The sequence below is a fragment of the Glycomyces sp. NPDC049804 genome (assembly GCF_040674615.1).
Lineage (GTDB): Bacteria > Actinomycetota > Actinomycetes > Mycobacteriales > Micromonosporaceae > Glycomyces > Glycomyces niveus.
In genome coordinates this window covers 391,466-412,348 of record NZ_JBFAMQ010000006.1, presented here as the reverse complement: position 1 = coordinate 412,348, position 20,883 = coordinate 391,466, and the positions used below count along the sequence as shown (strand labels likewise).

18 protein-coding genes and 2 pseudogenes are annotated in these 20,883 nt (G+C 72.2%); 9 read left to right on the top strand and 11 right to left on the bottom strand.

What is annotated here, in order from left to right; all coding sequences use genetic code 11:
* Both AB0K52_RS12950 and AB0K52_RS12945 read left to right on the top strand, forming a co-directional pair.
* On the top strand, positions 1–612 hold a 612-nt coding region (locus tag AB0K52_RS12950; RefSeq protein ID WP_363530532.1), incomplete at its 5' end, for a TetR/AcrR family transcriptional regulator.
* Positions 613–870: 258 nt separating this feature from the next.
* Positions 871–990: pseudogene (locus AB0K52_RS12945) on the top strand (DUF305 domain-containing protein); the annotation flags it as partial.
* 89 nt (positions 991–1,079) lie between these two features.
* Here AB0K52_RS12945 and AB0K52_RS12940 read toward each other — a convergent pair.
* Entirely contained in the window at positions 1,080–1,724 is a 645-nt protein-coding gene (locus AB0K52_RS12940; RefSeq protein WP_363530529.1) for a VOC family protein, read from the bottom strand.
* Positions 1,725–1,775: 51 nt separating this feature from the next.
* Positions 1,776–1,898 carry a hypothetical protein gene (locus AB0K52_RS12935; protein WP_363530526.1) on the bottom strand — a complete coding sequence of 41 codons (123 nt, stop codon included), beginning with the start codon at positions 1,896–1,898 and terminating at the stop codon, positions 1,776–1,778.
* Positions 1,899–2,052: 154 nt separating this feature from the next.
* Here AB0K52_RS12935 and AB0K52_RS12930 point away from each other — a divergent pair, with 154 nt between their 5' ends.
* Positions 2,053–2,490 carry a VOC family protein gene (locus AB0K52_RS12930; protein ID WP_363530523.1) on the top strand — a complete coding sequence of 146 codons (438 nt, stop codon included), beginning with the start codon at positions 2,053–2,055 and terminating at the stop codon, positions 2,488–2,490.
* 48 nt (positions 2,491–2,538) lie between these two features.
* Here AB0K52_RS12930 and AB0K52_RS12925 read toward each other — a convergent pair whose 3' ends face one another.
* Together AB0K52_RS12925 and pip are read right to left on the bottom strand one after the other, a co-directional pair.
* The gene (locus AB0K52_RS12925) at positions 2,539–3,363 is read right to left on the bottom strand and encodes an alpha/beta hydrolase (protein ID WP_363530520.1); all 825 of its coding nucleotides are present in this window, start codon (positions 3,361–3,363) and stop codon (positions 2,539–2,541) included.
* A gap of 231 nt (positions 3,364–3,594) precedes the next feature.
* Positions 3,595–4,551, bottom strand: a complete 957-nt coding sequence (pip, locus tag AB0K52_RS12920) for a prolyl aminopeptidase (protein WP_363530517.1) — start codon at positions 4,549–4,551, stop codon at positions 3,595–3,597.
* Positions 4,552–4,594: 43 nt separating this feature from the next.
* On the opposite strand from pip, the gene AB0K52_RS12915 reads away from it, so the two are divergent.
* Positions 4,595–5,110 carry a MarR family transcriptional regulator gene (locus AB0K52_RS12915; protein ID WP_363530514.1) on the top strand — a complete coding sequence of 172 codons (516 nt, stop codon included), beginning with the start codon at positions 4,595–4,597 and terminating at the stop codon, positions 5,108–5,110.
* Here the strand turns inward: AB0K52_RS12915 and AB0K52_RS12910 are convergent.
* Positions 5,080–7,083 carry a beta-galactosidase gene (locus tag AB0K52_RS12910; protein ID WP_363530511.1) on the bottom strand — a complete coding sequence of 668 codons (2,004 nt, stop codon included), beginning with the start codon at positions 7,081–7,083 and terminating at the stop codon, positions 5,080–5,082. The genes AB0K52_RS12915 and AB0K52_RS12910 overlap by 31 nt on opposite strands.
* 96 nt (positions 7,084–7,179) lie before the next feature.
* The gene (locus tag AB0K52_RS12905) at positions 7,180–8,184 is read right to left on the bottom strand and encodes a LacI family DNA-binding transcriptional regulator (RefSeq protein WP_363530508.1); all 1,005 of its coding nucleotides are present in this window, start codon (positions 8,182–8,184) and stop codon (positions 7,180–7,182) included.
* Between the two features lie 201 nt (positions 8,185–8,385).
* Between AB0K52_RS12905 and AB0K52_RS12900 the strand changes: the two genes are divergently transcribed.
* On the top strand, positions 8,386–10,017 hold the full coding sequence (locus AB0K52_RS12900) for an alpha-amylase family protein (protein WP_363530505.1): 1,632 nt from the start codon (positions 8,386–8,388) through the stop codon (positions 10,015–10,017).
* A gap of 7 nt (positions 10,018–10,024) precedes the next feature.
* Positions 10,025–10,981 (top strand): TIGR03885 family FMN-dependent LLM class oxidoreductase, encoded by a 957-nt coding sequence (locus AB0K52_RS12895; protein ID WP_363530502.1) that lies wholly within the window; start codon positions 10,025–10,027, stop codon positions 10,979–10,981.
* Between the two features lie 220 nt (positions 10,982–11,201).
* Here the strand turns inward: AB0K52_RS12895 and AB0K52_RS12890 are convergent, their stop codons facing one another.
* The 4 genes from AB0K52_RS12890 to AB0K52_RS12875 form a co-directional block, all read right to left on the bottom strand.
* Positions 11,202–12,362: a nucleoside 2-deoxyribosyltransferase domain-containing protein gene (locus tag AB0K52_RS12890; RefSeq protein WP_363530500.1), complete on the bottom strand. Its 1,161-nt coding sequence runs from the start codon at positions 12,360–12,362 to the stop codon at positions 11,202–11,204.
* A 25-nt stretch (positions 12,363–12,387) separates the two neighbouring features.
* Positions 12,388–12,867, bottom strand: a complete 480-nt coding sequence (locus AB0K52_RS12885; RefSeq protein ID WP_363530497.1) for an NUDIX hydrolase — start codon at positions 12,865–12,867, stop codon at positions 12,388–12,390.
* A 167-nt stretch (positions 12,868–13,034) separates the two neighbouring features.
* Entirely contained in the window at positions 13,035–14,201 is a 1,167-nt protein-coding gene (locus tag AB0K52_RS12880) for an FAD-dependent monooxygenase (RefSeq protein WP_363530494.1), read from the bottom strand.
* Positions 14,198–14,782 carry a TetR family transcriptional regulator gene (locus tag AB0K52_RS12875; protein WP_363530491.1) on the bottom strand — a complete coding sequence of 195 codons (585 nt, stop codon included), beginning with the start codon at positions 14,780–14,782 and terminating at the stop codon, positions 14,198–14,200. The genes AB0K52_RS12880 and AB0K52_RS12875 overlap by 4 nt, the downstream gene beginning before the upstream one ends.
* Positions 14,783–14,979: 197 nt before the next feature.
* On the opposite strand from AB0K52_RS12875, the gene AB0K52_RS12870 reads away from it, so the two are divergent.
* Both AB0K52_RS12870 and AB0K52_RS12865 read left to right on the top strand, forming a co-directional pair.
* Positions 14,980–15,633 (top strand): hypothetical protein, encoded by a 654-nt coding sequence (locus tag AB0K52_RS12870; protein ID WP_363530488.1) that lies wholly within the window; start codon positions 14,980–14,982, stop codon positions 15,631–15,633.
* A gap of 9 nt (positions 15,634–15,642) precedes the next feature.
* Positions 15,643–16,425, top strand: a complete 783-nt coding sequence (locus AB0K52_RS12865; protein WP_363530485.1) for a hypothetical protein — start codon at positions 15,643–15,645, stop codon at positions 16,423–16,425.
* Between the two features lie 45 nt (positions 16,426–16,470).
* Here the strand turns inward: AB0K52_RS12865 and AB0K52_RS12860 are convergent, their stop codons facing one another.
* A complete protein-coding gene (locus AB0K52_RS12860) occupies positions 16,471–19,290 on the bottom strand; it encodes a BTAD domain-containing putative transcriptional regulator (RefSeq protein WP_363530482.1) in 2,820 nt (939 codons plus the stop codon).
* A gap of 199 nt (positions 19,291–19,489) precedes the next feature.
* On the opposite strand from AB0K52_RS12860, the pseudogene AB0K52_RS12855 reads away from it, so the two are divergent.
* A pseudogene (locus AB0K52_RS12855) lies at positions 19,490–20,874 on the top strand (3' terminal RNA ribose 2'-O-methyltransferase Hen1).
* Positions 20,875–20,883: the final 9 nt, after the last annotated feature.

The following is a 20,883-nucleotide window of genomic DNA, read 5'->3' as shown; positions in this document are numbered from 1 at the left end:
TACCTTCCCGGCTGGGCCGAGGCAAAGACCACCGCGTCGGCACGGCGGCCCAGCGGGCAGCGCCGTGCCGACGCCCAGCGCAACATCGACAAGATCCTCGACGCGGGGCTCAAGCTCTACAGCTCCCGGCCCGGCGTCAGCGTCGCCGAGGTCGCCGAGGCCGCCGGCGTGGGGCGCGTGACCCTCTACGGCCACTTCCCTTCCCGCACCGAACTCGCGAAGGCCCTCATGGACCGGGCGTTCGAGGAGACCGAAGCGGCCTGGGAGGGAGTCGACACCTCCGGACCCGCCGATGCGGCACTGGCGAGGGTCGTGCGCGACCAGTGGCATCTGATGGAGCGCAACAGGAACCTGCGCGACAACATCATCGGCGACGTCTCCCCGCAGTGGCTGCGCGCCCGGCACGACCCGATCCTGCGGCGCATCGAGGAGCTCATCACCCGGGGACGGGACGACGGCGCCTTCCGCACCGACCTTCCCGTGTCGTGGCTGGTCACCTCCCTCTACAGCCTCGTCCACGCGGCTTCCGACGAGATCACCGCCGGCCGCCTCACCGCCGTGGAGGCGCCCGAGGTGCTCGTGGCCAGCCTGCGGTCCCTGTACCGGGCATAGCAGTCGGCCTCAGGTCCGCTGCGGCGGCTCCGGCCGGTCGATCACCATGGGCGCGTCGTCCCCGCCCGGCTGAAGCCGGCAGGGACCGTCCAGCCCCTGCACGCCTTTTGAAGGCCAGCGAATTGACCTGGTTGCGATCGCTCTGGAAGGCCGCCCTCATCGTGGTGGCCGCGGGCGTCGCACTGATGCACTCGACCGGGCACGCCTGCACCGACGCCGCCTGCCGCACCGAGACGGCCACGGTCGCGACGGTCGCCGATCGCCCACCACGAGCGCGCGGTCACCATGGCCGAAGAGCACCACGCCGAAGGCCAGAACGCCGACGCCGCCGTGATCGCCGACGCGGTGATCGAGGCGCAGACGGCCGAGATCGCCACCCTGCAAGAGATCCAGGCGCGGCTGCAACCAGCCGGGGTCCGGGCCGGTCGCCGGTCCGGACCCCTGTTCCCCACAGCCGCCGAGCGGCGTCACCCGGTCGGGGCGACTCCCAGGGTGACCGATCCGCCGTCGGCGAATCCGATCGCGACGCGCACGGCGCCCGACGTCCCCGGCACGGTTCGCAGCCCCGCGGGCCGGCCCCCGCACCAGTCCTCGATGACGTCGCGCGGCCCGGCCACGTCGATCCCGGTGATGCCCACCGGCTCGCGGCCGTGTTCGGCCCGGAGCGGCGGGAACCCCTCCGACCAGTGGATCAGGCAGGGCAGGAAGCGCCGTGCGAAGTTCTGGCCGAACCCGGCCAGCAGGTACGGAGGGAAGCCCGGTCCCTCCGCGGGCGCCTCGATGAGCGACATCGCATGCAACGCGGCCAGTTCGCGCAGTCGCGCTTCCTCCTCGACCGCGACCAGCCAGGCCACCGGTATCAGGGTGTCCTCGGGGTGCGCCTCGAGCGCTTCCGTGTCGAACTGCAGCAGCGGCGGGGCGCCCGGCGCGGGCTCCTTCCCGTTCGGGTAGTGGATTTCAAGGATCTGCCCGTGCCGCAGCGGCACAACGAGGTTCGACAGACCCAGACCAGGCATCTCCCGGCCTCGCGCTATGCCGAGACCGGCTCGGGCCAGCGCCTGCTCGGCCTCTTGCCGGGAGCGGGTGGCGAGTACGACGTGATCGATCTCCATCCGCCCAAACTACCGATTTCGACAACGATTATCAATAAGAGGTGGCCTGTCTCAGGCCTTGTACCGCCTCGCCGCGGTGTGGAGCGCGGCGGCGAATGCCGCGGTGGCGGGCGGGTCCGGCGGTCCGCCGTAGGTGACGAGGTAGACCCTGCGGCAGCGGTCGATCTCGGTCACCTTCGCGGCGAGGTCGGCGGCTTCGCGCCGCCGGGGACGTGCACCGCGTCCGTAACATCGGCAGCGAGACGCGTTCTCGCTGCACGTCCGCGGGACCGACCTCAGCCGGGTCGGCAGCAGCGTCCGCCGCCACCACGAAGGGGATTGAGACACTATGGCGCTCAAGCGAATGGACCACACCGGGATCGTGGTCGACGACCTCCCGGCCGCCATCGGCTTCTTCACCGCGCTCGGCATGGAGCTGGTGGGGCAGGCGCCCGTGAGCGGCGAATGGGCGGACAAGGTCACCGCGCTGGAGGGCCTCCGGGCCGACATCGCCATGCTGCGGACACCGGACGGCAACAGCCAGGTCGAACTGTCGGTCATCCACAGCCCCGAGGCGACCGCCCCGGCGCCGTGGGAGCCGGTGAGCACGCCGGGCATCCCGCGCCTCGCGTTCGTCGTCGACGATGTGGACGAGGCCTTCGAGCAGCTGCGCCCGCACGGCGCCGAGCTCGTCGGCGAGATCGCGCAATACGAGGACTCCGTGCGGTACGGCTACGTGCGCGGTCCCGCCGGCGTCATCATCGGGCTGATCCAGGAACTCGGCTGACGCGACCGGCCCGCGCACGGAGGCGTCCCTCCCCGCGGGCGGGCGGCCTCATTCGCCCGCGGTGCGTTCGAGGAACGGGATCACCAGCGCCGCGAGTTCGTCGGGGGTGGTGTAGTTCGCGTCGTGCGGGGCTCCTGGGACGACGGCGGTCTCGGCGTGCGGCAGCAGGCGGTCGAGTTCGCCGATCCAGCGCTGCGAGGCCACAGTCTCCTTGGCGCCGCGGGTGATGAGGACGGGCGCCTGCACGCGGGGCAGGCGCCGGTCGATCCGGTCGGCCAGGGCGATGTCGAACGTGCGCCAGGCGCGCCGCAGGCCGGCGTCGGCGAGGTCGCGCAGGATCACCGGCAGCTGGCCGGGGTCCTCGTACGGGAGGCCGCGGACCCAGTGCCACGTCTGCCGGAGTTTCGTGGGGTAGGCGGGATCCATCGTGGGGCCCACCAGGACCACGCTTCGCACGAGCGCCGGGTGCTCCTCGGCCAGGGCGGTGGCGACCTGCGCGCCGAAGGAGTTGCCGACGACGGCGACGGGTCCTTCCCCGATCGTCTCGAGCCACATGGCGATCCACTTACCCAGCGCCGAGACGTCAAAGGGGGCGCCCGGGTCGCCGCTGAGTCCGAAGCCCGGCATGTCGAGCGCCCGCACCGGGTACCGCTCGGCGAGCCGCGCGGCCAGCGGCATGAGGTACCGGTGCGAGACGGCCATGCCGTGGACCAGGAGCACCGGTGTCCCCGGCGGGTCCTCGCGGGTCGCCCGCCAGTGCAGCCGCACGCCGTCGACGCGGGCCCAGCGGCTCTCGAACACCGCGTCCGGCCGCGGCGCGGCCGTGGCCAGCCGATGGCGCTCGCGCAGACGCCGCCAGTTCCAGTCGCGCATCGCCGCTCCTTTCACGATGGCACGAGCGTATCGCCGCCGCGTCGCGCTCGGACCGTAAGCGGCGCAGGTGGAGCACCGGGTCGCCTTGGAGCACGGTGTCAGGGTCCTCCAGGAGGTGCCGCGCGTCGACCGATCCGAAGCAGCGCCTGCCGGGAGCGGCTCTGAGTGACCCCAACCTTGCGCGTCTTGAGGCCGCGGGTTCGGCAAGCGAGCGATCGACCCGAGGCGGGCTTACCGGGCGAACCGGTCCGTGGCCGCCACGATGGCCTCCGCGGTCGCGTCGCCGGAGATGCCGTGGCCCTCGTTGGAGATGAGCACCAGCTCGGCGTCCTTCCACACCTGCGCGAGGTTCCAGGCGATGTCGGCCGGGCCGCTGATGTCCAGGCGCCCGTGGATCATCACACCGGGAATCCCGGCGAGGTTCCCCGCATCGCGCAGCAGCGCGCCGTCCTCGAGGAATCCGGCGTGGCGCCAGTAGTGGGTGACGAGGCGGGCGAACCGCATCCGGAAGCGGGGGTCGTCGAACCGGGGGTCGGGCTCGTGGCGGGGGTCGGTGGAGACGTGCACGTCCTCCCAGCGGCACCACTCCCGCGCCGCCGTCTCGCGGACGGACGGGTCGGGGTCCTCGAGCATGCGGGCGTACGCGTCGACGAGGCTGCCGTCGCGTTCGGCCTCGGGCACGGTGTCGCGGAAGCGGGCCCACTCTTCGGGGAAGATCCGGCCCATGTCCCGGGTCACCCAGGCGACCTCGCGGCGGGTGGTGTTGGTGACGCTGAACAGCACCAGCTCCGAGACGCGGTCGGGGTGCGCCTCGGCGTAGGCGAGGCCGAGCGTGACGCCCCACGAGCCGCCGATGACGAGCCACCGTTCGACGCCCAGGTGCTCGCGGAGCCGTTCGGTGTCGGCGATCAGGTGCGCGGTGGTGTTGGCGGCCAACGAGGTTCCCGGGTCGGCGGCGTCGGGCACGCTGCGCCCGCAGCCGCGCTGGTCGAACAGGACGATCCGGTAGGCCTCGGGGTCGAACAGGCGCCGCCAGAACGAGCCCGCGCCCGATCCGGGGCCGCCGTGCATCACCACGGCGGGCCTGCCCTCCGGGTTCCCGCACGCCTCCCAGTACACGAGGTTGCCGTCGCCCACGTCGAGCATGCCGTGCTCGTACGGCTCCACCGGGGGATAGAGACCGGTCATCGCTCCTCCTTCGCATTTATAACAGCGCTGTTAGAATATCAGTGTGCAGAGCCATCCCGATCCCGCCGCCCTCGGCACCCTCCTCCGCCACGTCCTCGAGCAGCTCGAGGGCGATGTGGCCGCCTACTACCGGGAGCGGGGGCTCCCCGAGTACCGCCCCCGCTTCTCCCCCGTCGTCCGCGTCCTCCTCGCCGAAGGCCCCCAGTCGGTCCGCGACCTGGCCGCCAAGGTCGGCGTCACCCACTCCGCCGCCAGCCAGACGGCGATCCAGATGGCCCGCGCGGGCCTGGTCGCCCACACCGCCGACCCGGACGACAGCCGCCGGCGCCTGATCTCCCTGACCCCGAAGGCCCGGCGGCTGGTCCCGCAGATCACGGCGGAGTGGGAGGCGACCACCGCGGCCATCGCCGAACTCGACAAAGAACTCTCCATGCCCTTGGCGCACTTGCTCATCGAGGTGTCGGAGGCGATCGGGCGCCGCCCGCTCCGGGACCGCGTCGCCGCCGCCTTCGACGACGAGGACGCCGGTCAGTCCAGTTCGACCACCTCGGCGTCGTAGGGGCCGAGGAGGAACCCGCCGTCGAAGCGGGCCTCGGAGAGCACCCCGGTGGCCTCGCCCTGGAGCGCGATCGACTTCGGCTCGGCGTCGAGGTTGAGGTAGAGCACGTGGCGCTCGTCCACGGCGCGGGCCATGACGCCGGCGGGCACCGCCGGTCCGGCGGCGACCTCGAGCAGGGCGAGTTCGGATTCGAGGAGCGGGTCGAGGACTTCGCGCCGCGCGGGCAGGGCGACGTACACCGCCCGGCCCGAGCCGTACCGGTTGGCGGTGATCAGCGGGTACGGCGCGTCGAGACCCGTGGCGCGAGCGAGTGTTTCGGCGGTGGTGGGCTCGACGAGGTCGAACCGCGGGGTCGCGGCCGAGACGGCGCGGCCGCCGAAGTCGAAGTCGAGCCGTTCGCTCCCGGCGCGGCCGAGCGCGAGTTCGTTGAGCATCGCGGTCTCCTCGTAGGAGCCGACGCGGATGCCGAAGACGTCGTCGAGCCGGCCCGGGCGGGTCGAGGCGAAGGCCTGGCCGTCGGCGTCCAATGCGGCCGAGTACGAGGTCATGATCACGGTGCCGCCGCCTTCGACGAAGGCGCGGACGCGGGCGGCGGCCGCCTCGGCGAGCACGAGCACGCCGGGCACGACCAGCAGCTTGAACTCGAGCGCGCTGCGGGCGAGGTCGACCACGCGCACGTCGAGGTTGCGGTCGATGACCGCTTCGAACGCGGTCTGGGCCTGCCGGTCGTGGCGCTCGGGGAAGACGGCGCTGGCGATCTGGCTGGGGAAGTCCAGCGCCACCGCCACCTCGGCGCGCGGCCGGTAGGGGAAGCCGCGTCCCTCGAGCTTGGCGAACTCGGCCGCGATGCGCCGGTACTCGTCGAGCTTGCGGTTCGGGCGGCCGTCCCAGTCCACCATGCCCTGCAGGAACTGCTCCTCCCCCGCGTGCATGGTCTGCCAGGTCCAGCCGCACACGAGCTGGTTGCCCATCATCAGGGAGGCGTAGGCGGACTTGCGGATCGAGCCGGGGACGGCGGTCATCGTGGTGAACTCGGTGCACCAGAACGGGGTGGTGTTCTCGTACTGGATGCGGGCCATGCCGAACAGGGCGCCGCGCAGGCCCTCGTTGTCGATGATCGCCCCGCCCGGGTAGAAGCCGTTCCCGGCGCGCGTGATCCGTCCTCTGTAGGCGGAAGGCGCGTAGTCGAAGTGCTTCTTGTCGGCGTAGTACCACATGTTCGTGGTGGTGAGCATGCCCGGCGCGTTCGCCTCGACCACGTCGAGGAGCGCTTCGAGGTAGGTCTCGACCTCGTGGGAGATGAAACGGCGGAAGTCGAGGACCCGTTCAGGGGCGCCGGTGTAGGTCCCGGACTGCGGCAGGCCGACGTCGGCGAAGTCGCCGATGCGGCGGGACCAGCGGTGGCCGGCCCAGGCCGTGTCGAGTGCTTCGACAGTGCCGTACTTGTCCTCGAGCCAGGCGATGAAGCGGGAGCGGACGGTCTCGGAGTAGGAGATCGGGCCGTCGCCGGGCTCGTTGTCGATGCCGAAGGCGGCCAGCGCGGGATGGCCGGCGTAGCGCTTGGTCAGACGGTCGGCGAAGCGCATCGCGTGGGAGCGGAAGGCGGGGTCGCCGACGTCGTCCATGTAGCGGTGGTTGGGGTAGAGCCGGTTGCCGTGGGAGTCGACGACGTCGATGGAGGGGTGCTTGCGGTGGAGCCACAGCGGCGCGGGCCGGACCGCGATGTCGAGGATGACGGCGACCCCGTTGGCCTGCATGAGGTCCATGACCTCGTCGAACCATTCGAAGGTGAATTCGCCGTCGCTCGGTTCGAAGGTGTCCCAGGCGAGGTGGCCGAGGCGCACCATGCGGATGCAGGCCTCGCGCATCATCGCAACGTCGCGGCGCCAGGTGGCGGGGTCGGAGTCGTGCGGGTGGTAGTTGGCGCCGACCATGAGGTCGGGCAGGTGCTGGCCTGTGGCGGAAGGGTTCACGGGTTCCTCGGTTTCAGATCGGTCGTGGTCGCGAGTGTCGGTTGGGTGAAGGTTCACGCACGCGTTCGGGGCCGGAGGCGCGTTCGGCGCGCACGCTCAGGCGCTGCCTCTCCACAGCACGCGGGAGGCGGCCCGGCGACGGATCGGTTCGACGCGGGCGAACTCGGCCTCGGCGAGGGTTTCGACGACGTCCATGACATGGCCGGCGAACTCGCTTCGGTCGATGGCGATGGAGGTGAGCGGCGGCTCGACCGCCTCGCCGAGGGCCAGGCCGTCGACGCCGACGATGCTGACGTGCCGGGGGACCTCGATGCCGAGGTGGTGCGCGCTCTGGACCGCGCCGAGCGCCATGAGGTCGTTGAACATCAGGACCGCGTCGGTGCCGGGATGGCGCTCCATCAGCTCGGTGAAGGCCCGGCCGCCGCCCGAAATGGACTCGTCGCCGACGATGACGCCGGTCAGGTCGTCGCCCACGGCGTCTTCGAACCACCGCCGTCGCGGTGCGACCGCGCCGCCTCCGAAGTGGCGCTGGTAGTTCGCCGAGTCGACCATGCCGAAGGTCTGGGCGCCGCGCTCCCGCAGGACGCAGACCGCCTCTTCGACGCCGGTCTTGAGGTCGACGCCGACCGCGTGCACGCCGGGCGCCGCGTCGGACCCGGACGGGAACTCGGCGTCGAGCCGCACCAGGGGGAGTCCCCCGCACACCCGCCGGAGGTGGGCGTCAGTGCCGGCGAGATGGCCCACGATGACGTCGACCTGCGGGGCGAGCATCGCCAGCGCCTCGTCCATGCCGCGTTCGGTCGAGGCGACCATGATCTGCCAGCCGCGGTCGGCGCCGGCTTCGAGGAGCGAGGCGGCGAGGTCGGTGTAGTAGGGGTTGCGGAACGAGGCGACCACGAAGCCCATCGCGTGGGTCTTCTCGCGGGTCACGAGACTGCGGGCGAAGCGGCTCGGGCGGTAGCCGAGGCGGTCGGCGGCGTCGAGGACCTGCCGCCGCGTCGCCTCGCTGATGCGGCCCGTGCCGTTCATCGCGCGCGTCACCGTCTGGCGGGACACGCCCACCTCGGCGGCGACGTCGAGGATCGTCACGCGTTTGGCCACGGTCCCGTCCCTTCGATGCCGGTGCTCACGGTCGTGGTCCGTACCGGATGCGCCCGTCTCGTGGTGGAGCGTAGTGGGTGAACCTTCACGCTGTCGAAGCGGGACCGCCGGCAACCGGCGGTCGCCCGCCTCGCCGGGTTTCCCGGCGGGCCCGGTCGGGCACTCGCAGGTCCTCTGTGACCTACTCGCCGAAGGAGCCCCATGCAGCCGCTCTGGTACCGCAATGCCGTTGTCTACGCCGTCGACCCGGCCATGTTCCGCGACTCGGACGGGGACGGCTGGGGCGACCTGCGCGGCGTCACGAGACGCCTCGAGCACCTGCGGGGGCTCGGGGCGACGTGCCTGTGGCTGCTGCCGTTCTACCCGTCGCCGTTCAAGGACGGCGGCTACGACGTGGCCGACCACCTCTCCGTGGACCCGCGGCTGGGGACCCTCCCCGACGTGGTGGAACTCCTCGAAGCCGCCGAAGAGGCGGGCATCCGCGTCATCCTCGACCTCGTCGTGCAGCACACCTCCGACCAGCACCCGTGGTTCCGAGCGGCCCGCGCCGATCGCGACTCCCCCTATCGCGACTACTACATCTGGTCGGACGAGCCGCGCGACGACGGCATCGCCTCGGTCTTCCCCACAGTGGAGGACGGCGTGTGGACGCTGGACGAGCAGGCCGGGCAGTACTACCGGCACACGTTCTACGCCCACGAACCCGACATCAACCTCGCCAACCCCGAAGTGCGCCGGGAGATCCGGCGCATCATGGCGTTCTGGCTGCGGCTCGGCGCCTCCGGCTTCCGCGTGGACGCCGTCCCATACATGGTCCGCGCCGCCGGAGCCGACCCCGCGTTCCAGGACGGCACCGACCTGCTGCGGGAGCTGCGCGATTTCGTGGCGCTGCGCCACCCCGAGGCGGTGCTCATCGGCGAGGTCGACGTGCCCGTGGAGGAGTACGAGGACTACTTCCTCGGCGGCGACGGCCTGACCGTGCTCCTGAACTTCTGGCTCAACAACCACGTGTTCCTCGCGCTGGCCCGCGGCGAGGCCGAACCGGTCCACCGGGCGCTGGGCGAGCTGCCGCCCCCGCCCGCCGGCAGCCAGTTCGCGAACTGGCTGCGCAACCACGACGAACTCGACCTCGAGCGCCTCAGCGAGGAGGAGCGCGAGGAGGTCATGGCGGTGTTCGCACCCGACGAGGACATGCGCGCGTACGGCCGCGGCATCCGCCGCCGGATCGCCCCGATGCTCGGCGGCGACGCGCGGCGCGTCGCCGCCGCCCACGCGCTCCTGCTGTCGATGCCGGGCACGCCGGTGCTCCAGTACGGCGACGAGATCGGCATGGGCGACGACCTGTCGCGCCGCGAGCGCCTCAGCGTCCGCATCCCGATGCAGTGGACCGCGGGCGACAACGCCGGGTTCTCCAGCGCCTCGCCGGACCGGCTCGTCGCCGAGCCGCTGAAGGACGGCCCGTTCGGCTGCGCGGAGGTCAGCGTCTACGACCAGCAGCGCCGCCCGGACAGCCTCCTCGCGAAGGTCGGCGACATGGTGCGGACCAGGCTGGGGCTCACCGAGATCGGACACGGCCGGTACCGGGTGCTCGACACCGGCCGCCCCTCGGTGGTCGCCCTCCGGCACGAGGACGAGCGGGACGGCGTCGTCGTCACCCTCGTCAACCTCAGTGCCGAAGACGTCGAGGTGCGGGTCCCCGACTGCGATCTGGAGGACCTCGTCGACGTCCTCGCCGACGGCGAGTACCCGCCGGAAGGGGACGACCCGCCGGCGCTGCGCCTCGCCGGACACGGCTACCGCTGGCTGCGCCCCCGTGCGCACGTCTTCAAGTGAGGCCGCCATGGAGATCGGATACCACGCCTCGCACGAGCAGTTCCCGCCCTCGCGCCTCGCCGCCGCCGCCCGGGCGGCCGAGGCCGCGGGCTTCGCCGCCGTCCTCTCCTCCGACCACTTCGCGCCTTGGAGCACCGCGCAGGACGAGTCCGGGTACGCGTGGACCTGGCTGGGCGCGGCGATGGGGGCGACGAGCGTGCCGTTCGGCATCGTGACCGCCCCCGGCGTGCGCTACCACCCCGCCGTCACCGCGCAGGCCGTCGCCACCGTCGGCGAGCTCTTCCCGGGCCGGTTCACGCCCGCGCTCGGCAGCGGGCAGGCCCTCAACGAGCACATCACCGGCGCGCCTTGGCCGTCCAAGCCCGAACGGAACGCGCGTCTGACCGAATGCGCCGGCCTCATCCGCCGCCTCCTGGACGGCGAGACGGTCGACCACGAAGGGCGCGTTTCGGTCCGAGCCGCGCGGCTCTACACGCGACCGGCCGCGCCGCCGCCGCTGTTCGCCGCCGCGCTCTCACCGCAGACCGCCCGCGAGGTCGCCGCCTGGGCCGACGGGCTCATCACCGTCAACGCCCCGCACGAGCGCCTGCGCGCGATCACCGAGGCCTTCCGCGAAGGCGGCGGCGAAGGCAGACCGCTGCACCTCCAGGTCCACCTCTCCTGGCACCCCGACGAAGACCGCGCTCGCGCCCAAGCGCTCGAGCAGTGGCGGTTCGCCGCGCTGCCCCGCGAGACGAACCAGGAGCTCGGGCTGCCCGAGCAGTTCGACGCCGCCTGCGCGGACCTCGCCCCCGACGCCCTCGACGACGCGGTCCACATCACCGCGGACCTGGACCGCCACGCCGCGCTCCTGGCCGGCTACGGCGACCTCGGCTTCACCCGCCTCTACCTCCACCAGGTCGGCGCCGATCAGGAGCGCTTCATCGACCGCTTCGGCGAACGGGTGCTCCCCCAGCTCATGTGACCCCATCGAAGCGACGCCGCCCGCCGGCTGCGGGACGTGTTGCGGCGCCGGGGTTCGGGGGCGCGATCGGGCCGTGCTCGCACCGCAGGAGTCAGGCCGGCGACGGCGGTTCCGCGGCGGAGCCCGACACCGCTCGGGGACCGGGCCACTGGCGGCGGTGTCGCCGGGCGTCAGCCTGGCCGCGGGACCGCGCTCGACGCACCGCGATCCGGCTGGTCGCTCAGTCCGCCAGCGCCTGCGTGATCATGCCGAGCGTCGCCCAGTCGACGAGGCGCCGGTCGCGGATGTCGCCGTAGGCGGCGATCTCGATCCAGGTGCGTTCCGAACCGCCGCCGTCGCCGCCGGGGACGTCCTGGCGTGCGCGCAGCCACTCGAGTTCTTCGCCGGTGATCTCGGCGGCGAACAGGTGCGCCCGGTGGGCCGAGACCGTGGCGGCGACCTGGCGTGCGCCCAGCGGGCGCAGACGGTCGGCGTCCAGGACCAGACCGGTCTCCTCGCGGACTTCGTCGACGGCCCGAGCGGTCGGGTCGTGCCGGATGCCGCTGCCGCCGGGGAGTTCGTGGACGAAGCCGTCCGCTGTCGTTGCCGGGGAGCGGAACTCGCGCACCAGGACCACCACGGTGTCGTCCAGGGTGCGGCCGGGGCGGTACAACGCGACCTGCGCGGTGTCAGGGCGCGAGAGCACGACCTCGTCCGCTTTCACGCGGTCCTCCTCCGCCACATGGACTTCGACGTGCGCGGCCCAGTAGAAGACGATGTCGCGGGCCGGGCCGACCCGGAACGTCCATTCGACGCGGGCGCTGATGAGGCCATTGCCCGCGGCCCGCTGCGCGCGGTACCAGGCCTGGAAGCTGTCGGTCGCCCACACCTGGAGCGGCACGGTGCGCTCGCCGTCGGTGCGGTGCGCGCCGGTTCCCACCTGCGCCAGCGCGGCCCTGACCGTGTCCGCGAGGGTGTCGCGGACCGGCACGCCGTTCGCCTCGGCGAGGTGCCGCAGGTATTCGTTCTTCGGCGCGGTCGGCGGTGCTCCGAACACCACTTTGCCGGAGGCGACCCACGCTCCGTATTCGATGTTCGTCGTCAGTGCGGGCATGGTGTCCATGTCCCTGGGGACCCAGAACACGATCGCATCGGCCGCGTGCATCCACCGGGATTCCCAGTCGGCTTGGCCGGTGTAGTCGGCGAGCACGCCTTCACGCAGCTCGGGGGTGAACACGACCAGGCGGCCGACGTGGCGCCACTGCTCCCGCAGGAGGGCGGCGGCGTCGCGGTTCCACGCGGGCACATCGGCCGAGCGCGGCAGTGGACCGGCGAGGAACACCGCGGCGTCCCACGACTGCGGTGGCGCCTCATTGGCGTGGACGACGACGACTTCAGACATGAAGGCCCGCTTTCCGTTCGACACGTTAGGGATGCGACCGCCCGGTGAGCGCCAATGCCGCTTTGAGCCAGCGGGACACCGGGGCGCCGCCGAGTTCGTCGAGGCTGCGGATCCACTTGGCTTCGGCGATCTCGGCGGCGAGGTGGACATGGGCCGTCGGCGACGGCGCGGTGACGATGGTGACGGTGTCCCGCTTGCCTTCCGCGGCGGTCTGGGCGCGGTCGAGGACGGTGAACTCGGCGGCGTCCATGGCGATGCGGAGCTCTTCCCACATCTCCCGGGCCGCGGCCTGCTTCGGCATCTCCCGGACCGGCTTGTACCCGCCGCCGGGGAGCCCCCACCTCGCGGTGTCGCCATAGGCGTGGCGGACCACGAGGAACCGGCCGTCAGGCAGCGTCAGGAACGCCTTCACTCCGAACGTGGCCGGTTTCGCCATCCGCCACCACAGGCGCTGCGACCACGCCACCGCACGCAGGACCAGAGGCGGGACTTTGATGCGGCGCATGCGTCAAGCGTCGCATGCCCGAGCGGGCCGGTCGACCACCGCCGCGACGGTTCCGCCGTCCGGTGCGAGACCGCCGCCGGGTCCGCCTCTCCTGAGGCGGAAGTCAGCCGGGGCGGGCACCGTGCCGTTCGCGGCCCTCGCGGAGCGGTGCCGCCGATGGCGGGCGGTCAGGCGGCGAGTTCGGCGATGTGTTTGCGGCCCTTGGGGAAGAGGGGGCCGACGAGGAGGCGGTCGAGGCCCGGGAGCTGCATCGCGCGGAAGCCCCAGCGGCGCAGGAGGAGTCTGGTGGAAGTGCGGGGCAGGAACCATTCGGTGACGTGGTCGCGGGCGGCGCGCTGCACGCCGCCCGCGACGGGGCGCCAGCGGCGTTCGTATTCGGCGAGGCCGTCCTCCACCGAGGAGGCTCGATCGAGGCACTCGCCCAGGAGGTAGGCGCCCGCGACGCCGAGTGAGGCGCCTTGACCGGCGATGAGGGAGACCGCGTGGGCGGCGTCGCCGAGGAGGACGGTGCGGCCCTTGCTCCACTGCGGCAGGTCGATCTGGGCGACCTGGTCGTAGTAGACCTGGTCGGGGTCGGGGCAGGCGGCGAGGGCGCGTTCGGCGAGGTGGCCCATGCCGGTGTAGGCGGCGCGGAAAGCGGCGCGGGGGTCGTCGGACAAGGCGGTGCCGGGCGTGCGGTGGACGGCGAAGACGGCGACCTGGTCGTCGGTGAGGCCGTAGAAGCCCATCTGCCGGTTGCGGGTCTCGGTGAGCACGAACTGGCCGCGCACCTGCGCGAACAGCTCCGGGTCGGTGAAGAGGTAAGCGCCGGTGTGCATCCCGAGGCGCCGCAGGCAGTCCTGCTCGGGGCCGAAGGCGAGGGCGCGGACGCGCGAGTGGATGCCGTCGGCGCCGACGACGAGGTCGGCGTCGACCGCGGTGCCGTCGGAGAGGTGGACGCGGTCGTCGTCGATGGTGTCGATCGTGGTGCGGTGGCGCAGGTCGACCTGGTCGGGAAGGGCTTCGCGCAGGAGCCGCTCGAGGGCGGGCCGCATGATGCTGACGAGTTCGCCGCCGAGGGCTTTGGCGAAGAGGGCGTAGTCGATGCGGACGGTGGTGCGGCCGCGGTCGTCGATGTAGCGGAACTCCTCGACGGGACTGGCGTGCCGGTTCAGCTCCTCGCCCAGGCCCATCAGGCGCAGCGCCTCGTGTCCGGGGCCGAAGAAGTCGATCATGTAGCCCTGGGGGCGCGGCCCGGGAGCGCGGTCGACGAGGTGGACGTCCCAGCCGTGGTGGTGGAGGCGGTGGGCGAGGGCGAGGCCGGCGATGCCGGCGCCGCAGATGACGGCTCTCATTGTGCTGCTCCGTTCGAGGGTCGGGCGAGGTGGTGCAGGAGGGGCGCGAGCCGGGCGGCCGACAGCCGCGCGTCGAGGCTCTTGTGGAGGAGGAGGCCGTCGATCGCGGCCATGATGAGGGTCGCGGCGTCCTCGGGGTCGGTGCGGCCCGCGCGGGCGAGCGCGGCGGTGAGGTGGGTGCGGAAGTCGTCCATGAGCCCGCGCATCTGGTCGCGCAGGTCCGGGTCACGGGTGGCGGCGAGGTACGCCTCGATGACGAGCAGCGAGGCCGGGTCGGCCCCGGTGTACCGGTCGACCTCGACCAGCAGCGCCTCGACGGCGTCGGCCGGATCCGGAGCGGCGTCCAGTCCGGCGGCGGCGCCCTCGAGCAGGGGCCGCATCCCTTCCACCGCGGCCTGCCGCAGCAGCGCCTGCAGCGATTCGAAGTGGTAGTGCACCAGGCCGGACCGGATGCCGGCGCGCTCGGCGAGGAGGCGGGTGCTCACGGCGTTCCAGCCGATCTCGGCGATGAGTTCCTGCGCGGCGGCGATGAGCCGGACGCGCACCTCGCGACCGCGTTCGGCATTGGTCTGGCGGGGCATGTCCACCTTCTTGGTCGATCGTCCAATACGATCGACCAACTATACCGCGCCGACCCGCTCCCCGTCAGCCGCTCCACTTTCCCACCACAATGGCTCCACGCCGCCGCGCGAGACTGGAGCCACTTCGCGTGATCGCCCCGCTCCCCCGCTCGAACCAAGCGATCGCACCCCTGATCGGCCAGGAAGGGAACATTCCCATGCCACGAACCTCTGCGAAACGTCTGAGCCTCAGAGCCGCATGCATAGCCGTCGCCGCCTTCACCACCGTGGCGGTCACGGCGGGCGTCGCCTGGGCGGCCTACACCGACAACATGTACCCCACGCAGTACCTCACGGTGGGCTGCTTCAGCGTCAGCGGACCCCACCAGTCGGGCTTCTGCCAGACCGACAACTCGGACCTCACGTACTACATGGACAGCGGCGGCAGCAACAAGCTCGAGGCCGGCGACCGCTCCGTCGTCAACAACGTCATGAACAACATCTACGAGCCGACCGACCTCTCCGTCACGTACGACTCGACCCCCTCGTTCTCCGGCAGCGCGGAGACCGACATCGTCTTCGAGGAGAGCTCGTCGGGCTTGTCCTCCAGCGTCGACGGCTACACCTTCTGCAACAACGCCGCCACCACCCTCAAATGCGACCAGCAGTACATCCGCATCCGCGGCGGCGGCCACTACGGGCAGGGCCTCGTCTGCCACGAGACCGGGCACGCCGTCGGCCTGACGCACGGCGACGACGCGTCGCCGAGGAAGAGCAGGACCGACGAGAAGCTCGGCTGCATGGAGACGCCGGTCAGCAATGACGAAGAGCTCCAAGCGAACAACATCGAGAACATCAACGCCACCTACTGAGGAGGACCCATGCGCAAACGCACCCGCATCGCCGCCGCCGCCGGCTTCATCGCAGCCGCCTCGGTCACCGGCGTCATCGTCGCGGCCCTCGCCGCCCCCGCATCCGACCCCGCTGTCCACACCGGCCTCGAAGCGCAGTCGGACGTGCTGCTGGGGAGCGGCAGCGACCACCTCCCGAGCGTGACGGCGAGCGACTGGGTCACCTACGCCGACCACGTCATCGTCGTCGAGGCCGTGTCGGAGCGGGCACTCGAGCCGACCGCGGCGGAAGTCGAACGCGGCGAGGGCGTCATCGGCCGCGTCGTCTCGCTCACGGTCGAAGAGGTGCTCTGGTCGAGGGAGGGCGCGCCGCAAGCCGCACCCTCTACTTGGGAGTACTCGGGCCTCGGCTGGTACTTCGCCGACGGCGACACCTCCGCGACCGTCGAGATGGCGCTCCACGACTTCCCCCGGGTCGAGGTCGGCCACCAGTACGTCATGGCCGTCCGCTGGGAGAAGGCCATCTGCGACGAGGACGGGGAATACACCCCGGCCCAGTGGCGCGGCCTCGGTGAAGGCTCGGAGATCCCCTACGACGACGGCATGATCGGCAACGGCGAATCCGAAGGCACCGTGCAGGACGCCGCGGCCTTCGCCACCGCGTCGGAGGAAGAGGTCGTCGACCAGGGCATCGAGGAGCAGTTGGCCGGCGAGGGCGCCGACGCCCTCGTCACCGCTTTGAACAGCGCGGTGCCGGACCCTGCCGCACAGGCCGAGCTGACCACTATGGATGCTGAGACGTCCTGCGTGTGAGCACGCTGAGAGCGGCGGGAAGAGCTACGCTTCCCGCCGCTTCCGCTATTGCAGCGCGGCGAGTTTGGCCCGGACCGCCTCGGCGTCGGCGTGGCCGAGACGATCGAGGATGGCCACGGCCCGCTGCCACGACCGCCGGGCCGCCGCGGCGTCACCGCCCGCGTGCTGGGCGTCGCCCAGGTTGACGAAGGTGACGGCCTCGCCTTGAGCATGGCCGAGGTCCCGGTACAAGGCCAGGGCGTGCCGGTAGAAGGCGACGGCCCGGGACTGCCGCCCGAGGCGGTGATGGGCGTAGCCGAGGCTGTCCGCGGTGGCGGCCTGGCCGTGGCGGTCCCCGATCGATTTCAGGAGGGCCATGGCCGCCTCGCAGTAGGCCAGTGCCTTCCGGTAATCGCCCGACTGGGCATGGCTCCACCCGATCCCGTTGAGCGCGTTGGCCTGTCCGCTGCGATGGCCTGCCGCCTGGTACAAGTCGAGTGCGCGGTGCGCGCTGTCCATCGCCTCGGCGGTCCGTCCCTGGCGCATCCAGAGCCGCCCGTGCATGAGGTGGGCGTGGGCTTGGCCGATACGGTCGTCGAGGTCCTGGCACAGGGCCAGCGACCGGTCGAGGAGCGCCTGGGCGTCCTCGGTGCGCCCGAGCTGGCTGTGCGCCTCGGCGAGCAGGCGGATCACCCGGGCTTCGGCCCCGGCGTCCCCGATCCTGCGGGCGGCGTCCATCGCCGTCTGCCACATGACCGCCTGGTCTTGCCAGGGGCCGCGGTCGAGATGGTCCCGGAGCGTGTAGGCCAGTCGCCAGCAGTGCGCGTCGAAGCCGTGCTCGGCCGCGTGATGGACGGCGGCCGCCAGCGCCGCGCCTTCGGCGGCGAACCACGCCATGGCGGTCTCGGCGTCGGCGAGGCCTATGGGCGCGACGCCGGGAGGCGCCGCGGGGAGTGCGATGGGGTCCCGGTTGGGATCGATGAGACGACTGCCCGCGTAAGCGGTGTGGAGATAGCAGTCCAGCAGTCGCAGCGCCGCCGCTTTCTTGTCCGCAGCGGTGTCGACGGTCGCGGCGAGTTCGGCGGAGTAGGCGCGCAGGAGGTCGTGGAAGGCGAACCGCCCGGGGGTCGGTTCCGAGAGCAGGTTGCCGTGGGCCAGTTCGACGAGCAGGCGTCCGGCCCAAGACGCGGTGCCGCCCGCGACGGCGGCGGCCGCCTCCGGCGTGATGTCGGGCCCCGGATGGACGCTGAGGAGCCGGAACAGCCGGGCCGCGGCGGGCGTGAGGTCGCGGTACGACGAGGAGAAGACGGTGCGGAGATCGACCCTGGGGTCGGGGTCGGCGAGCGCGTCGAGGCGCGCGTCAGTGTGGTGCAGCGTCGCGGCCAGGGCGGTCAGTGAGAAGTCAGGGCGGATGGTGGCGCGGGCGGCCACGATGGCCAGCGCGAGCGGGAGTCCACCGCAGGCTTCGATGATCCTCGCGGCGGCCTCGGGTTCGGCGGCGGTCCGCCCGTCGCGGATGCGGCGCTGCAGGAATCGCCCGGAGTCTCCATTGTCGAGGCCCGCGAGGGCGATCGGCCGGGCGCCGTGGGCGACGAGCCCGGAGAGGCTGTTGCGGCTGGTGACGAGGGCCGTGCTTGCGGCGGTGCCGGGCAGGAGCAGGCGGACCTGGTCGACGTCGCGGGCGTTGTCGAGGAGCACCAGGATGCGCTTGTCCGACAGGAGACTGCGATAGAGGGCGGCTTGGCCTTCAAGGTCGCTCGGCATCTGCGCCGGGGCGGTGCGCAGCGCTTCGAGGAAGTGCCGCAGGGCTTCGCCCGGGGACATCGGCTGCCCGACGGGGTCGAAACCGCGCAGGTTGAGGTACAGCTGCCCGTCGGGGAACCGGTCGGCGACCCGGTGCGCCCAGTGGACGGCGAGGGCGGTCTTCCCGATCCCGGCGGTGCCGGTGACGGCCGCGACCGCCGCTCCGGCCGATTCGACCGGGGCGGCGAGCAGTTCATCCAATATGGACAACTGCGCTTCGCGGCCGGTGAAGTGACCGACCGAGGACGGCAGCTGCCGCGGTGCCGCCGGCCGTGAGGGAGCCGCCCTGCCTGCCGAGACGCTCGCCGGAGCGGCGGGTCGCAGTCGGGGGTCGTCCCGCAGGATGCGGCGGTGCAACTCGTCGATCGGCGGTGAGGGCCGGATGCCGAGCTCGGTGTCGAGCAGGCGGTACAGGCGCTGGTAGGCCTCGAGCGCTTCGGCCTGCCGTCCGGCGCCGTAGAGGCCGAGCATGAGCAGGCGCCACAGGCCTTCGCGCACCGGATGCTCGGCGGTGAGGGCTTCCAATTCGGCGAGGGTGGCGATGGGCGAGCCCGCCTCCAGCTCCGCCGCCAGGCACTGCTCGACGACCTCCAAGCGCAGCTCGTCCAGCAGCCGGGCCTTGTCGCGCACGGCTTCGGCGTCGGCGTCGGCGAACGAGACGGCGCCGCGCCAGAGTCCCAGGCTCTCCCGGAGCAGGGCCGCGCCTTCGCCGAATCGCCGGTGCCGCAGCATCTGTCGGCCCTGCACCGCGAGCGTCTCGAAGCGGTGCGCGTCCATCGCCTCGTCCTCGGACTCCAGCACGTAGCCCTTGCTCCGGCTCCGGATCACCGTCGTATCGCCGTCGCCGAGCAGGCGCTTGCGCAATTGGTATACATAGGTCCGCAGTGTCGCCTCGGCGGTCCGGGGCGGCTTCTCGCCCCACAGCTGATCGATCAGCCAGTCGTGCCCGACCGGACGGTTCAGATGCAGCAGCAGCAATGCCAGCAGCGTCCGGGGCTTGGCCGCATCCAGGGCCGCCGGCCGGCCCCCCACGACCAGCTCCACCGGCCCCAGCACCCGGAACTCCCGTGCATCGGCGGACATGTCGACTCCCAGCGGTGTGGCGGTGCGCGTTTCGCTCAAGTGCCATACGCCGCCGGGCCCCGTCCGGTTGCACGCGCGTGCGAGACGGCTCGGGCCGCGGTCCCTTGTGTCCCTTGGCGGCACGACGGCCGGTCTCGAAGCCGGGCCCTCGCCGCATATCGGCTGGCGGTCGGGCGTGAGCCGGTGGCATGATCGGCGGGTGCTCCTGACCATCACGACCACCATGGACCCCGCGACCGATCTGAGCTGGCTGCTGCGCAAGCACCCTGAGCGCGTGCAGTCGTTCGACCAGTCGTTCGGCACCGCGTGGGTGTTCTACCCCGAGGCGACGGCCGAGCGGTGCACGGTGGCGCTGCTGCTCGAAGTGGATCCCGCTCGGCTGGCGCGGCTGCGCTCCGGCGGGTCGGGGACGCCTCGCTGAGCCAGTATGTGAACGACCGGCCGTACGCGGCCTCGTCGCTGCTGGCCGTCGCCCTCGGGAAGGTCTTCTCCACCGCCCGCACCGGCGTCAGCGAGGACCGGCCCGAGCTGGCCGCGGCCGCGATGCCGCTGGAGGTCGCCCTGCCCGCGGTGCCGTGCAAGGGCGGGCCGGACCTGGTGCGGGAGCTGTTCGCGCCCTTGGGATGGGACGTGGAAGCGGAGCCGGTGCCGCTGCCGGGGTTCGACGCCGACTCGCGGCACGTCAAGGTCCGCCTGCGGGGCCGCGCCCGCCTGTCCGAGGCGCTGAGCCAGCTGTACGTGCTGCTGCCGGTGCTCGACGACGCGAAGCACTACTGGGTCGACATCGGCGAGGTCGACAAGCTCGTCCGCTCCGGCGGGGACTGGCTCGCCGGCCACCCGCGCCGCTCGCTCATCACCCGCCGCTACCTCGCCCACCGCAAGTCGTACGAGCGCGCCGCCGTCGCCAGGCTCGCCGAAGCCGAAGGCGCCCAGGAGGAACTGGAGGCCCCGGTCGAGGAGGAGGCCGCCGGGGCCGAGCGCGCCGAGCCGCTGCACCGCATCCGCATCGCCGCGGTCGCGACGGCCCTGCGCGCGGCCGGCGCGACCTCCGTCCTCGACCTCGGCTGCGGTTCGGGCAAGCTCCTGTCGGCCCTGCTCGAGGACCGCCGGTTCACGCGGATCACCGGCGTCGACGTCTCCTCGCGCGCCCTCGACCTCGCCGAGCGGCACCTGCGGCTCGACCGCATGGCCGACCGCCAGGCCCGCCGACTCCACCTGCTCCAGGGTTCGGTCGTATACCGCGACAAGCGGTTCAGGGGCCACGACGCGGCCGTGCTCATGGAGGTGATCGAGCACCTGGACGCGGGCCGCCTCCCCGCCATGGAGCGCGTGGTCTTCGCCGAGGCGCGGCCGCGCACCGTCGTCGTCACCACGCCCAATGTGGAGTACAACGCGACGTTCGGCATGGCGGAGCACCAGATGCGCCACGCCGACCACCGCTTCGAATGGGACCGCGCCGCCTTCGCCGCCTGGGCCGAGGCGGTCGCCGCCCGGTACGGCTACCGGGTGCGGATCGAGGGGGTCGGCGCCGTCGACCCCAAAGCCGGCGCCCCGACCCAGATGGGAGTGTTCGACCGTGACTGACGCAGTGGA

Bases quoted from the DNA above. Each gene is read 5' to 3' on its own strand.
- AB0K52_RS12940 (WP_363530529.1), bottom strand. From the start codon at position 1,724: ATGGAGATCGATCACGTCGTACTCGCCACCCGCTCCCGGCAAGAGGCC.
- AB0K52_RS12870 (WP_363530488.1), top strand. From the start codon at position 14,980: ATGCCACGAACCTCTGCGAAACGTCTGAGCCTCAGAGCCGCATGCATA.
- AB0K52_RS12880 (WP_363530494.1), bottom strand. From the start codon at position 14,201: ATGAGAGCCGTCATCTGCGGCGCCGGCATCGCCGGCCTCGCCCTCGCC.
- AB0K52_RS12875 (WP_363530491.1), bottom strand. From the start codon at position 14,782: ATGCCCCGCCAGACCAATGCCGAACGCGGTCGCGAGGTGCGCGTCCGG.
- AB0K52_RS12925 (WP_363530520.1), bottom strand. From the start codon at position 3,363: ATGCGCGACTGGAACTGGCGGCGTCTGCGCGAGCGCCATCGGCTGGCC.
- AB0K52_RS12865 (WP_363530485.1), top strand. From the start codon at position 15,643: ATGCGCAAACGCACCCGCATCGCCGCCGCCGCCGGCTTCATCGCAGCC.
- AB0K52_RS12890 (WP_363530500.1), bottom strand. From the start codon at position 12,362: ATGTCTGAAGTCGTCGTCGTCCACGCCAATGAGGCGCCACCGCAGTCG.
- AB0K52_RS12895 (WP_363530502.1), top strand. From the start codon at position 10,025: ATGGAGATCGGATACCACGCCTCGCACGAGCAGTTCCCGCCCTCGCGC.
- pip (WP_363530517.1), bottom strand. From the start codon at position 4,551: ATGACCGGTCTCTATCCCCCGGTGGAGCCGTACGAGCACGGCATGCTC.
- AB0K52_RS12860 (WP_363530482.1), bottom strand. From the start codon at position 19,290: ATGTCCGCCGATGCACGGGAGTTCCGGGTGCTGGGGCCGGTGGAGCTG.
- AB0K52_RS12930 (WP_363530523.1), top strand. From the start codon at position 2,053: ATGGCGCTCAAGCGAATGGACCACACCGGGATCGTGGTCGACGACCTC.
- AB0K52_RS12885 (WP_363530497.1), bottom strand. From the start codon at position 12,867: ATGCGCCGCATCAAAGTCCCGCCTCTGGTCCTGCGTGCGGTGGCGTGG.
- AB0K52_RS12900 (WP_363530505.1), top strand. From the start codon at position 8,386: ATGCAGCCGCTCTGGTACCGCAATGCCGTTGTCTACGCCGTCGACCCG.